Source organism: Amycolatopsis circi (assembly GCF_003385235.1).
GTDB classification, from domain to species: Bacteria; Actinomycetota; Actinomycetes; order Mycobacteriales; family Pseudonocardiaceae; genus Amycolatopsis; species Amycolatopsis circi.
Genome location: NZ_PQIA01000002.1, coordinates 19434 through 32545, shown reverse-complemented (window position 1 = coordinate 32545; position 13112 = coordinate 19434). Strand labels below are relative to the sequence as shown.

The following is a 13112-nucleotide window of genomic DNA, read 5'->3' as shown; positions in this document are numbered from 1 at the left end:
GAAGCTGGGCGGAACGGGACAGGGCAGAACTGCGCGGGACCACGCGCGTGAGCGTGGTCTCCACCCCGCTGACAGCAGGTGACTTGGTCTATACCATTCCGGTGATCAATTCCCGTCCGGTGGCCCACGAGGGGATCCCATGCCCGTCATCAGGCGCAATATCGTCCCGCTCCGGTATTCCGACCCGAGCGTCGTCGCTTACGTGCGCAGCCCGAGCGACTGGATGGTGTCCAATTGCGGCTGGATCCGGGGCCGGGAAGGCGTCCTGCTCGTCGACACCTGCGGCACCGAACGCGACACGCTCGACCTGGTCAGCGACGTCCGCAAGTACTCGACCGTCGAAATGCCGCTCACGCTCGTGCTGACCCACGCGCACGGCACCCACCACAACGGGGCGGGCGTCGCGCTGCGCAACGGCGGCCGGATCCTGGCCGCGCCCACCGCGGTGCCGATCATCCGGTCCGGCCCGCAGTGCAACGAGGAGATCTTCGCCTGCGCGAACTGGGGCAAGCTCGAAGCGCCCCGGCCCGAGGCGGTGCACGCGGTGATCGAACCGGTCGAAGTGGACCTGGGCGGCGTCGTCGTGGAGGTCGTCCCATTTCCCGGGACCGCGCACACCGACGGCGACCTCGTGTTGTTCGAACCGCGCACCGGGACGCTCTTCACCGGCGATCTGCTGTCGGTCGGGTCCACGCCGTTCGCCGTGCACGGCTCGATCCCGGGCTGGCTGACCGCATTGGACTGGCTCGACAAAATGTTCCCGGACGTCCGCACGTTCGTGCCCGGGCACGGCGGGCTCAGCCATCCGGGCAGTTTCCCGGTCGCGGTGCTGCGCACTTATCTGCACTGGCTGCTCGACGCGACCGCGAGCGCACAGACGCCGGACTTTTCCGAACTCGCCACGATCGCCCGCCGCCGGTGGCCCACGTGGACGGTCCCGGAACGGCACATCGGGAATCTGCTGCGCGCGCACGCCGACCAGCACGGGGAACAGCTCGCGTCCGCCGAAGCGATGCGCGCGATCCGCGACGCCGCCGGCGGCAAGATCGACCTGGACACGCTGCTCGGACTCGGCAAGTCTTAACCCCGGGAAATCGATTCCCCGGAGCGGTCGACGCGGCTCTTCCCCGGCACCGGCTCCGCTCCCGAAGAGGTCCGTGAAGGACCCCTCGAGAGAATCTGATTCCCTCGAGGAGCCCTTCACGGACCTCTGTATCGTTTAGGCGCGGGGAATGCGCTATTTCCCCTCAGGCAGCCAGAAGGGCGCCGCCGGGAAACCCGGCGACGCCCTCACCGCTGATCACTAGCCGCGGCCCCCGCGGCACAGCTGCCGAAAAGAACGCTCAGGCGCTGGCCTTCTTGCGCGGCGCGCGCTTGCGGGCCGGCTTGGCCGGTGCCTCGGTGTCGCGCTCCTCGTATGCCTTCACGATCTCCGCCGGGAGCCGGCCGCGGTCGGACACGGTGAAACCGTTGTTCTCGGCCCACTCGCGCATCGCCTTGTTGCGCTCGCGGTCCGCGGCGGTCGAAGCCGGCCGCGGGGCCTGCCCGGCGGCCATCCGGACCTTGCGGCCGCCGACCCGGCGCGAGGCGGCGACGTAACGGGCCAGCTCGTCCCGCAATGCGGCAGCGTTGTCTTCGGACAGATCGATCTCGTAGCTCACGCCGTCGAGACTGAACGGGACGGTCTGTTCGGCGATGCTGCCGTCGATGTCGTCCACCATCTCGACAAGGACTTTTTGCGCCATGATTCGCGTTCCTTCACCTTCTACAGGATGTGCCTGCGATTACCCTATCGTGTCGAGTGACGGCCCGCGCAGCGCGAGTCCATTCCGGTTCGGCCGCCCGTGCTTTCCCGGCCGGTTCCCGAACACCTGCGGCGCCCAATCCGCGACTGCACGCGACTTTCCCGGGCACTGGAAAATTTCCAGTATCGCGGTATTCGCACGCGGTTTCCCGCTGAGCGGACTGGGAGACCGGCCCCGGAAACGGCCGAAGGCCACCGGGTCGAAACCCGATGGCCTTCAGTCTCGTGCAAGAAACGCGAGCTAGTTGCGCCCGGTCGGCGCACCCGTCTTCGGGTCGAGCGGGAGCTTGCCCGCCTGCGGCCGCCAGAAGTTGAACATGTTCCAGAGTCCGCCCGCGCGAGTGTCGAACGAGCCGTCGCCGACCCGGCCGGAGAACCAGTTGTCCTCGATGAACTTCAGCACCGAGGTCTGGTCGGTCCGGGTGTGGTCGACGTAGTTCGCCTTGCTGTAGGGCGAGATGACCAGCAGCGGCAGCCGCGGGCCGTAACCGCAGCGGTCGGCGTGCCCGCCGAGACCGGCCGGCTTGCCGGTGCAGACGGCCTGGTCCTGCGAAGCGTCCTGAGAACCGTTGACGATCTTCGAGTTCTCGTGGTCGTACCAGCCGTCGGAGTCGTCGTAGGCGAGCACGACCGCGGTCGAACCCCACTCCGGCGACTGCTGGATCTTGTTGATCTCGTCGACGACGAAATGCTGTTCGTCGAGCGGGTCGGAATAGCCCGCGTGCCCGTCCTGGTACTCCGGCGCCTTGAGGAAGCTCACCGCGGGCATCGAACCGGCCTTGAGCGAAGCGTCGAAGTCGCTCGTGTCGTACTGGTGGTTGGCCTGGTCGGTCTGCCCGATCGCCTGCACCGAGGACGGCGGCAGGTGGTGCGGGTTCGAAGTGGACTTGTAGTACTGGAAAGGCTGGTGGTGCGGGCTGTAGTCCACGGAGGACTGATTGCCGACGTTCGCGTGCTTCTGCCCGCAGACCGCGTAGCCGTTCTGGGTTCCGGTCGGCTTGAAGCCGCCCTGGAACCAGCCCCACGTGACGTGCCGGTCGTTCAGCAGGTCGCCGACGTTGCGGCCCTGCATCGCGCCGAGATTGTCCTTCGAGGTGTGGTTCTTGCCCGAACAGTCGTCCCACGCCGGGTCCGGATCGTTGATCACGGTGCCGACGCCGTTCTCGTCCGGCGACGCGACGACGTAGGAGTCGTTCTTCGGCTCGTGCGTGACCGGGTCGACGGCCTGGATCCCGTGCGTCTGCCCGGAGATCAGGTTGATCGCGCCCGGGGTGGACGGGCCGAAGACGGTGTTGTACGAGTTGTCGCTCAGCGAATAGTGCTGCGCGTAGTTCCACATGCCGGTGACGGTGTTGCCGTCGTAGTAGTCCATGACGAGACCCGGCTCGCCGAACAGCACCGGCTGCCCGGTGCACTTGTCGGTCTCGGTCTTCTCGACGAACTTGTCCATCTTGCCGCCGTTGAACGCGGCCTGCTCGGCGCCGTAGCTGTGGTTCTGGTCGCAGGTGAGCGCCTGGTCCGGCCCGAGCCGCTTCGGGTTGTAGGCGTTCGGGTTGTGGGTGAGCAGCTTGTCGTCGAGGCCGTTGACCTTCGGCGTGTGCTTCGCGGCCTGGAACGGGGTGCCGTTCTCGTTGGTCGCGTTCGGGTAGGTGCCGAAGTAGTGGTCGAACGAGATGTTCTCGCCGAAGATCACCACGACGTGCTTGATCGGGGTGAGCGTGGGCAGCCACGACGCGGGCAACTGGTGCAGCGGCTGGGCCTGCGCGGACGACGCCGCGGAGCCGGTGACGATCGCGAGCACGGCCGCCGAGACGAGCGCGCCCGCACCGAGCAGGCGACGGCGCCGCCTGCCGAATGCTGTGTCCACTGAGGATTCCTCCTGGTTTTCGCGGGTGGGGATCGGGGCGCGCCTCAGGCGAGGAGCGCCCGGCCGAAGTGGTCGCCGGGACCGGTGACGCCGGGCAGCGCGAAGAAATAGCCGCCGCCGAACGGGGAGATGTAGTCGACGAGCGGCTCGCCGATCAGCCGCTTCTGCACCGCCTCGAACTGGCGCTCGAGATCCTGCTGGTAGCAGGTGAAGACGAGGCCCATGTCGAGGTTGCCGTTGGAGTCGACGCCGCGGTCGTAGTTGACCGCGCGACGCAGGATCCGCTGCCCGTCGGTCTGCGGCGTGCGCGGATTCGCCTTGCGGATGTGGCTGGTGAGCGGGATGACGGTGCCGATCGGGTCGTCGGCGTAGCGGGGTTCGTCCTGTTCGGACGCCCCGTCCAGCGGAGCGCCGGTGTCGCGGCGACGGCCGACGATGTTCTCCTGCTCGGTGATCGAGACCCGGTCCCAGAACTCGACCAGCATCCGGATCAGCCGGATCACCTGATAGCTGCCGCCGGTCGTCCACGCGGGCTCGCCCGCCCCCGCCACCCACACCAGCCGGTCCATTTCGGACTCGCCCGGATTCGCGGTGCCGTCCTTGAACCCCATCAGATTGCGCGGGGTGCCCGACGGCCGCGACGGCGAGCTGAAGCCGTTGATCTTCCAGCGAAGCTGCATTCCGCCGCGGGTCGCGCGGGCCAGATCGCGCAGCGCGTGCAGCACAGTGTCGGTATCGCCCGCGGACAGCGTGAGCGACAGATCGCCGTGGCATTGCGGAGCGTCAAGCGCGTCGTTGGGGAACATGGTCATCGGCTTGAGCTTCTTGGGCTTGCGGTCGGCCAGCCCGTAGCGACCGTCGAAAAGGGACGATCCAACGCCGACGATCACCCCGAGGTCGCTGTGCGGCACCACCGGACCGAGCACCCCGGAGTCCGCAGGCGGGGCGGTAATCCCGAGCGCGGCCGGAGCGCCGCCGTTCGTGAGAAACCGCGCGCGGTCAGTGATTTCCTGGAACAGCTCGGTCAACTCGGCGCGATTCTCGGCGACCACATCGAAGGACGCGATGATGCTCTGCGCCGGAGGCTGGCGAAGAATCGCGGCTTGTTTTGGACCGTGGAACGGAACCGTGGCAGGCGATTCTTCGCTCGCGCTGGCTGTTACTCCGATTCCGGCAGCCGCAGTGATCCCCGCGCCCACGACGGTGCGACGCAGGAAGGACCGGCGAGAGGCTTCGGTCGTCACGAGGTCCTCCTCGGCTCCGCGATGGCGGCGATCGGAGCGAGCAACTCGGTCAGCTCACTGACGTCCCCGTTGAGCTTCTGCCGCTGCGGCGCGGACAACTGGCTCACCGGCGTCCACGAGTTGTCCGGCTTCTTGGCACTGTCGAGCGTGGCTTTCGTGCGCTTCATCCAGCTGTCCACCTTGGACAGTGCCGGGTAGCGCGGGGCAAGCACCGGACGCAAGACATCGAGGACCGCTTGAGTCCCGTCGAGATTCGCGCGTGCGGTGGCGAGGTTGGTGCCGCTGCCGTAATCGGTGCGAGCGGTCAATTCGAATTGCAGGGTATTCTCCACGATCTCGTGCGCGCGCAGGCCAAGGTCGTTAGGATCGATCTGACTGTCCGCAAAGGACTTGCGGAGCTTCTGCACGTCGCTGTCCAACTGCTCGGCCACCGGCGCGAGGGCGGCGAGGTCTTCGTTGTGCCACAGCCCGGATTCGATCCGATGGAATCCGGTGAAGCCCGAACTCTTGACCCCGTCCGGCAACCCGTCGGCGGTTCCGTTGATGGCTTTGTCGGAGTCGCCGAAGGCGTTGTAAGCCGCGCCGAGCCGCTCGTAGTCGAGATGCGCGACAAGCCAAGCAGCCTGACTCGCACCGCGATCGTTGCCGCGGATCGCGTCCTTCAGCTTGCCGACGTCAGCGGCCAACTGCCCAAGCCCTTGCGTCACATAGCCTTGATAGGACTTCAACGGTCCGAGCAGATCGTTCTGCGTGACCGGCGCGACACCCGGGCCGCGTTCAGCACCACCGCTAACCGTGACAGTCGGCCCAACGATCGCCGACGAATCCTCGGGAAGGCAACGGAATGCGTAGGATCCATTGCCAAGCGTCACCTGCATGGGCCGGACAGTCCCGCTGCCGAGCCCCTCCACCTCGCCGTAAACCACGCCGGTCCCCGGGTCGATCAAATCCACCTCAGAGGTGACGGATCCGGTGTTGTGCAGGTGAAACGTCTGAACCCCAGGCCGCGGATCCGCCCACCCCTGCCCGCAGGACGACCGCGAGATCTGAATCTCCGGATCCTGCGCCGAAGCCCCGTCGGGCCACACCAAGAAGGCGATCCCCGCCGCCACGACCGCAATCGCGACCCCACCGCCAATCCAGCGGGCGCGCACAGACCCCGGCACGCTTTTCCTCCTGCCACACGTTCGGACTACCGGACCGGAATTATGCGTGCGGAAAGTGAAGAAACCCTGGTCGAGAACATCACCTACCCGGGAATTCACCAGGACTTCAACCAGACAACGGAAGAAACCGGATATACCAACCAAAGCGTGTGGCAACCCCCCGCCCGATTCGCCGCTTATGACTTCTTCTCCCGGCGACGTCCGTGAGGGGAACCCTCACGGACTCTGAGTCCCTCAGGGTTCCCCTCACGACCCTCCACTGTCCGTGAGGGGCCCCTTCACGGACCTAGATTCCCTCAAGGGGCCCTTCACGGACCGCCCCGCTCACCGCCGCCGCGATGCGCCCACCCGCGAACCGCAGCCGCTGCACCCAACGATCGAGGCACCCAGCCCCTCCCCCAACCCCGATACGAAGCCTCCCTGCGGTTCGGGGGTGCTTGTCAAGGCATCTTTCCCGCCTTGACAAGCACCCCCGAACCGTCAGCACAATCAACCTTCGGGGTGCCCCACGCAACCACCGCCGACCACAGAAAAACCGGCAGCCCGCCCCCAACATCCCCGCTAACGTGAACCCGCTGAGCAAGAAAGGGCGGAACCCATGAACCACCCCGAACTAACCGACCGTTTCACCAGACTCACCACCGCCCACCTAGCCGACGCCTGCCTGCGAGCCCGCCTAACCGTCCGCTGCGCCCCAGCCGGAACCAGCGCAGTCATCCCAGGCCAGAAGCTGGCCGGAAGAGTCCTCCCAGCGAGACACGCAGGCAGCGTAGACGTCTTCCTGGAAGCGATCACCACCGCGAACCCAGGCGACGTCCTAGTCGTGGACAACCAAGGCCGCCAAGACGAGAGCTGCGTAGGCGACCTCATCACCGCCGAAGTCGCCACCGCCGGACTGAGCGGCATAGTCATCTGGGGCCTGCACCGAGACACCGCCGAACTGCGCGAAATCGGCCTCCCGGTCTACAGCCTGGGCTCCCTCTCCACCGGCCCCCTCCACCTCAACGACCGCGCCGTAGACGCCTTGGAGTCCGCCACCGTCGGCGAATGGACCGTAACCACCGACGACCTGGTCTTCGGCGACGACGACGGCGTCCTCTTCGTCCCCGCAGCCCAAGCCGAAGAGGTTCTCCGGCTAGCCGAATCCATCCGCGACACCGAACACCGCCAAGCAGCGAAGATCCGAGACGGCGTAACCCTCCGCGAACAGGTCCGGTTCACCGAATTCCTCGCCCGCCGGGAAACCGACCCGTCCTACACGTTCCGCCAGCACCTCCGCGCGAAAGACAGCGCCATTGAAGAATAAGAAAACCGCACTGGTCACCGGCGTAGGAAGACAGGCCGGAATCGGCGCGGCGATCAAAACCCGGCTCGAAGAGGACGGCTGGACCGTCGTCACTACGCACTGGTCCGACTACGACCGCCGAATGCCCTGGGGTGCGGACGAAACCGTCCAGGGCATCGAAGCCGACCTGGCCGACCCGGAGACCCCAGCGAGGCTCTTCGACCAGATCAACGACGACGTCCAAGCACTAGTGCTCGCCCACTGCGAGTCTGTGGATTCCAGCCTGCTGGACACCACAGTGGACAGTTTCGACCGGCACTTCGCGGTGAACGCCCGCGCGAGCTGGCTGCTGATCCGAGAGTTCGCCCGACGCTACCGCGGACCGCACGGCGCAGGCCGGATCGTCACGCTGACCAGCGACCATGTAGTACACAATCTCCCTTACGGTGCAAGCAAAGGCGCACTAGACCGAATCACCCTCGCCGCCGCCGGGGAACTCGGCCACCTGGGCATCACAGCGAACGCAGTGAACCCCGGCGCGACCGACACCGGCTGGATCACCGAACCCCTGCGCGAAGCAATCATCCACCACACGCCACTGGGCCGGATAGGCACGCCACGCGACTGCGCGGGTCTAGTCGCGTTCCTGTGCGGCCCGGAAGGCGGCTGGGTCAACGGTCAAGTCCTCGTCGCCAACGGAGGAGCAGCATGAACGACAAACACCTCGCCTACGTCCTGCTCTCCCGAGGCGAGACCGTCCTGCTGCTCCGCCGTGCCCCCGGGACTTTCCTAGGCGGGCATTGGGAATTCCCCGGCGGCACCGTCGAGCCCGGCGAAGCACCGGAGACCACCGCGGTACGGGAAGTCGCCGAGGAAACCGGGCTGCGCGTACGGCTCGCCAGGGAGCGGGCCCGCCAATCCTGGCCGGACCGCACCGGCAAACCGTTCACCGTGCACGCCGCCTACTACGACGCGCACCCGGAGTTCCTCGGCGACCTTCAGCTCAACCCGGCCGAACACGACGACCACCGCTGGCTGACCCCCGCGGACGCGGCCGGACTCCCCCTGTCCGATCACGTCAGGCAGGTACTGCTCGGCTGAAATCCCGAGCCAGCTGCGCGGCCCGGTCCCGCAGCAACGCCCGGGCCTCGGCCACGCACCGATGTTCGTCCGGCTCCACATCGGTCAGCGCGTACACCCCGGCGAAACCCGCCGCCTGCCACTCCGGCGCGGACAGCAGACAGCGACCGGCCAAGGCGACCACCGGGGTACCGCCCGCTGCCCGCAGAACACCCACCGGCGCTTTTCCGTGCAGCGACTGGGTATCCAGCGAACCCTCACCAGTGATGACGAGCCGGGCATCACGGGCAGCTGCCGGGAAGCCCAGCAGCTCCAGCAACAACTCGATACCCGGCCGAATACGGGCGCCGAGTCCGGTGAGCACACCGAACCCGACGCCGCCTGCCGCGCCAGCGCCCGGGGTGGTGGCGTGCGCGGAGCCCACCACTTCGGCCCACCGAGTCAGCCCGCGTTCCAGCGACGCGATCTCGGCGGGGCCAGCGCCCTTCTGCGGCCCGTACACTGCAGCCGCGCCATCCACCCCCAGCAGCGGGTTGTCCACATCGGACGCCAGGACAATGTCCACTTCGGGCAGTCCGGAGAGATCCACTGTGGACAACTCCGCCAACGCCGCACCGCCCGGCGGAAGCGGCGCACCGGAAGCGTCCAGCAATCGCGCACCCAACGCTGTCAGCAATCCGGCTCCACCGTCGGTACACGCGCTGCCGCCGACGCCCAGCACGACCTGCGTGGCACCGGCGGCACGGGCGGCCGCGATCAGCTCGCCCGTGCCGTAGCTCGACGCGGTCAGCGGTTCGAGCCGACCACCGGGCAGCCGGTGGAGGCCGGACGCCTCCGCCAGCTCGACCACGGCAACCGTCCCGCTCAGCGCGTAATACGCGGTGATCCGGCGGCCGGTCGGCCCGGAAACCCGCGCCGGCACCCGCCGGAACCCGGCGGCGACAGCGGCGGCGACCGTTCCGTCGCCGCCGTCCGCCACCGGCAGCTGCCGCACCGGTTCACCGGGCGCGACCTCGGCGAACGCCGCGGCAACCACCTCCGCGACCTCCGCCGCGGTGAGCGAGCCCTTGAACTTGTCCGGAGCCACCAGAACCGTCACGCCGCTGCCTTGAACGCTCGCCAGTCGCCGATTTCCGTGATGTCCCGCAGCTGCACGTGCGAGGTCTGCGGCCGCCGCAGCAGCATCGCGAACGCCGAACTGCCGTCGGCCAGTTCGATCACGCCCAGCTCCAGCTCCGGCGGTTCGGACGGGAGCACGCGGTCGCGCAGCTGGTCCAGTGTGAGGTCGTAGACCTCGCCGGAGATCGCCGCGCCGCCGTGCGCTACCGGGACCAGAGCTGGGCATTGCCCGCCGACCGAGTAGAACCGGTACTTCGCGGCCGTGGTCGTTTCGGCCACCAGTGGAGCGCCGTCGAGCAGGTGGTGCAGGGGTTCGCCGCGCATCGCGCCGCCGTTGAGGAACATCAGAGGCATGGTGGTCCCTTTCTCTTTAGAGGATCGCCTTCACCACGTCGATTCCGAAATAGACGGTGAACACGAGCGCGAGCACGGTGAGGATCCACCCTGCTTCACGCCACTTCCCACGGAAGGTCTTGATCAGCACGAACGCGATGAGCCCCGCGCCGACGCCGTTGGTGATGGAATAGGTGAACGGAATGAGCGCGACCGTCAGGAACACCGGGATCGTGTAATCCGGGTCGTTCCACGGGATGTTGCGGCATTGCGCCACCATCATCCCGCCGATCACCACGAGCGCGGGCGCGGCGGCCTGCGCCGGGACGATGCCCGCGATCGGCGTGAACAGCAGCGTCGCGCCGAACAGCAGTCCGGTCACGACACTCGCCAGCCCGGTCCGCGCGCCCTCCCCGACGCCGGCCGCGGACTCCAGGAACACGGTGTTCGGCGACGAGCCGGACATCCCGCCCGCGATCGCCCCGGCCCCGTCCACGAACAGGATCCGGCCCATCCGCGGCACCCGGCCGTTCTTCGACAGCCCGGCTTCGGCGGACACACTGGTGATCGTGCCCATCGCGTCGAAGAAGCCGGACAACACCAGGGTGAACAGGAAGATCGTCGCGGTCAGCGCGCCCGCCTTGGCGAATCCGCCGAACAGGTCAACGTGCCCGAGCAGCCCGAAATCCGGAGCCGCCACCACGGAATGCGGCAGCGTCGGCGTCGTAAGCCCCCAGTCTCCGACGCCGAATCCGTCGTGCAGCACTACCGCGAGCACAGTGGCGGCGGCGATGCTGATCAGCACCGCGCCGGGCACCTTCCGTGCCATCAGCACGGTCATCAGCAGCAGGCCGAAGCAGAACACCGCGATCGGCAGGCCGGACAGATGCCCGTCGGTCCCGAGCCGCACCGGGACGGTCGTGTGCGCCGCGTCCGGAATACGAGTCACGAACCCGGCGCTCACCAGGCCGACGAGCGCGATGTACAGCCCGATGCCGACGGTGATCGCGGTTTTCAGCGGTCCGGGAATCGCGTTCATGATGCGTTCCCGGACGCCGCTGACCGCCATCAGCACAATGCAGACGCCTTCGAGCACTACCAGCCCGAAAGCTTGCGCCCACGTCATCGACGGAGCCATCTGGAACGCGACGATGCCGTTGATGCCGAGACCGGCGGCGAGCGCGAGCGGCGCGTTGCCGACGAGTCCCATGAGGACAGTCATCACGGCGGCGGCGAGCGCGGTCGCCGTGGTCACTTGCGCGGCGCTAAGTTTCGCGCCGGTGATGTCGGCGGAAGCGCCGAGGATCAGCGGGTTGAGCAAGACGATGTAGGCCATCGCGACGAAAGTGGTCACGCCACCGCGTACTTCGCGGCCTACAGTGGTGTTGCGAGCGCGTATTTCAAAAAGTCGCTCCACAATGGACTTGCGCTGTGGTCCGGGAGCCGAGGTCACCGCTTCGTCGAGGCGTACCTGGGTCATGCGTCCTCCCCTTGCCGGTGGGTGTGCCGCACCGCACCCCTGGCATACGCACGGGGCAGGACGGCGGGACGTTTGCGTTTTTCTGGTGCTCCGGTCAGCACCGGGATGGTGGCCCGGTGGGGTGGGGCGGTGGACGCTGAAGCCGATTCTGACCGGCATTCAGCACTCGCCGAGGCTCAGTACTCGATCCGGTCGGATCGGCCGAGCCAGGCGGAAAACGGGGCGAAAGCCTCCGGTGTGGACACTCGCGAAACCGGGGTCTGCCACGTTTCGCGCGGGTGCTCGAACAACTCGTAGAACGCCCGGTCGTCGAATCCGGCGCGGGCGGCGTCGTCCCGGTCGGCCGCGTAAAGCACGCGGTCCACGCGCGCCCACAGCGACGACGCGAGGCACATCGGGCACGGCTCGCACGAGGAGACGAGCACGCAGCCGGCCAAGCTGAACGTGCCGAGCGCCTGGCAGGCCGCGCGGATCGCGACCACCTCGGCGTGCGCGGTCGGGTCGAGCGACGGGGTGACCCGGTTGACGCCGGTCGCGACCTTCTCGCCGTCCTTCACCACCAGCGCGCCGAACGGGCCGCCGCCGTCGGCGACGTTCTTCTCGGCGATCCGCACGCATTCGGCGAGCCAGGCGCGTTCGACGTCGGCATCGATGGACACGGTCATAACGGTAGCGCTCCCAACAGATCGGAGGTCGGATTGCTCAGGACCAGGCCGGGCCGGCCGGCGGGGCGTCGTCGCGCAGGACGGTGCCCTCGATCAGGCCGTAGGGCCGGTCGGCGGCGTAGAACACCTCGCCGGGGTTGTCGAGGCCGAACGGCTCGAGGTCGACGAGGAAGTGGTGCTTGTTCGGCAGTTCGAAGCGGATCTCCGCGATTTCCGGGACGGCCTCCAGCACCGCCTGTCCCATCGCGTACAGCGTCTGCTGCAGGGACTGGCTGTGCGTGCCGCCGAACGCGTCGAGCAGCGTGGCGAGCGCCGTTTCGTGCGCGTGCGCCCAGTCGGCCTCCTCGACGGAGTACCGCCAGGTCGCGGACACCGCGGTGGCGAGGATCCGGTCCTTGACCTCGACCAGCGTGGTGTATTCGTCGCGCGGGAAGCCCCAGAATTCGGAGCCGGTGGAGTTGAGGACCGTCAGGTCGTCCACCCCGCCGAGCACCCAGGCCCGCTCGCCGTCGTAGGTGACGCGAGCGGTCCGCGTGCCCGCCCCGGAACGCGCGAACGAATGGTGCGCCGGCCGACCGCCGACCCGCAGCCGCTCCCACGGATGAGCCACGATCCCGACGCGGGCGGCGTGAATGCTCTCCTGCGTGGACACGAAGTGCTTGGCCAGCCGCAGCGCGAAGTCCTCGATCTCGCCGATGCCGTCGCGGGCGAAGGCGAAGACGGTGTTCTTCTGCGTGTCGGTGGCCAGCACCTTGTCGTTGGCCCCGGTCAGGTGGGTGTCGCTCATGTCGCCCGACAGCGACACGCTCACGGTGAGGTCGGTGATCCGGTGCTCGTCACCGTCACGGTCGACGCGGACCAGTCGGTTTTCGGCCTTCCCGTAGCGGTTGTCGCCAAGAACGATCGCCATTGGTATCCCTTCCGTTCGCTCGCCGAGTGAGTACACCTGCCGCGGCGTGGCCCGGGCCACGGCAGATCCACCGAAAGCGGCGACGGCGAACGGCCGGTTTTTCGTAGTTTCCGCCAAACCCCTCTGGTGTGCGGTACTGATGGGCGGAAGGAGGCGCGC

Annotated in this window: 13 protein-coding genes; 4 read left to right on the top strand and 9 right to left on the bottom strand. The window is 67.8% G+C overall.

The window, feature by feature from the left end; translation table 11 throughout:
* Positions 1 to 139: 139 nt before the first annotated feature.
* On the top strand, positions 140 to 1084 hold the full coding sequence (locus tag D0D37_RS00655; protein WP_116198505.1) for an MBL fold metallo-hydrolase: 945 nt from the start codon (positions 140 to 142) through the stop codon (positions 1082 to 1084).
* A gap of 259 nt (positions 1085 to 1343) precedes the next feature.
* Here D0D37_RS00655 and D0D37_RS00650 read toward each other — a convergent pair whose 3' ends face one another.
* From D0D37_RS00650 to D0D37_RS00635, 4 genes are all read right to left on the bottom strand, one after another.
* Positions 1344 to 1745 carry a histone-like nucleoid-structuring protein Lsr2 gene (locus D0D37_RS00650; RefSeq protein ID WP_116198504.1) on the bottom strand — a complete coding sequence of 134 codons (402 nt, stop codon included), beginning with the start codon at positions 1743 to 1745 and terminating at the stop codon, positions 1344 to 1346.
* Positions 1746 to 2045: 300 nt separating this feature from the next.
* Positions 2046 to 3671, bottom strand: a complete 1626-nt coding sequence (locus D0D37_RS00645) for a phospholipase C (protein WP_116198503.1) — start codon at positions 3669 to 3671, stop codon at positions 2046 to 2048.
* A gap of 44 nt (positions 3672 to 3715) precedes the next feature.
* Positions 3716 to 4915, bottom strand: a complete 1200-nt coding sequence (locus D0D37_RS00640) for a Dyp-type peroxidase (protein ID WP_116198502.1) — start codon at positions 4913 to 4915, stop codon at positions 3716 to 3718.
* On the bottom strand, positions 4912 to 6237 hold the full coding sequence (locus D0D37_RS00635; RefSeq protein WP_244223330.1) for an EfeM/EfeO family lipoprotein: 1326 nt from the start codon (positions 6235 to 6237) through the stop codon (positions 4912 to 4914). Before D0D37_RS00635 ends, D0D37_RS00640 begins: the two co-directional genes overlap by 4 nt.
* A 442-nt stretch (positions 6238 to 6679) precedes the next feature.
* Between D0D37_RS00635 and D0D37_RS00630 the strand changes: the two genes are divergently transcribed.
* From D0D37_RS00630 to D0D37_RS00620, 3 genes are read left to right on the top strand one after another with little or no spacing between them, the layout of a single operon-like run.
* Positions 6680 to 7387: an RraA family protein gene (locus tag D0D37_RS00630; protein WP_116198500.1), complete on the top strand. Its 708-nt coding sequence runs from the start codon at positions 6680 to 6682 to the stop codon at positions 7385 to 7387.
* On the top strand, positions 7377 to 8078 hold the full coding sequence (locus D0D37_RS00625; protein WP_116198499.1) for an SDR family oxidoreductase: 702 nt from the start codon (positions 7377 to 7379) through the stop codon (positions 8076 to 8078). The genes D0D37_RS00630 and D0D37_RS00625 overlap by 11 nt, the downstream gene beginning before the upstream one ends.
* Positions 8075 to 8467 carry an NUDIX hydrolase gene (locus D0D37_RS00620; RefSeq protein ID WP_116198498.1) on the top strand — a complete coding sequence of 131 codons (393 nt, stop codon included), beginning with the start codon at positions 8075 to 8077 and terminating at the stop codon, positions 8465 to 8467. Before D0D37_RS00625 ends, D0D37_RS00620 begins: the two co-directional genes overlap by 4 nt.
* Here D0D37_RS00620 and D0D37_RS00615 read toward each other — a convergent pair.
* The 5 genes from D0D37_RS00615 to pucL all read right to left on the bottom strand — a co-directional run bounded on the left by D0D37_RS00615 (position 8445) and on the right by pucL (position 12953).
* Positions 8445 to 9545, bottom strand: coding sequence for a glycerate kinase (locus tag D0D37_RS00615; RefSeq protein ID WP_116198497.1), 1101 nt, complete (start codon positions 9543 to 9545; stop codon positions 8445 to 8447). The genes D0D37_RS00620 and D0D37_RS00615 overlap by 23 nt on opposite strands.
* Entirely contained in the window at positions 9542 to 9919 is a 378-nt protein-coding gene (locus D0D37_RS00610; RefSeq protein ID WP_009082380.1) for an allophanate hydrolase-related protein, read from the bottom strand. Before D0D37_RS00610 ends, D0D37_RS00615 begins: the two co-directional genes overlap by 4 nt.
* Before the next feature lie 16 nt (positions 9920 to 9935).
* Entirely contained in the window at positions 9936 to 11378 is a 1443-nt protein-coding gene (locus D0D37_RS00605) for an NCS2 family permease (RefSeq protein ID WP_116198496.1), read from the bottom strand.
* 176 nt (positions 11379 to 11554) lie between these two features.
* A complete protein-coding gene (locus tag D0D37_RS00600) occupies positions 11555 to 12043 on the bottom strand; it encodes a nucleoside deaminase (protein WP_116198495.1) in 489 nt (162 codons plus the stop codon).
* Between the two features lie 37 nt (positions 12044 to 12080).
* Positions 12081 to 12953, bottom strand: a complete 873-nt coding sequence (gene pucL / locus D0D37_RS00595) for a factor-independent urate hydroxylase (protein WP_116198494.1) — start codon at positions 12951 to 12953, stop codon at positions 12081 to 12083.
* Positions 12954 to 13112 lie beyond the last annotated feature (159 nt).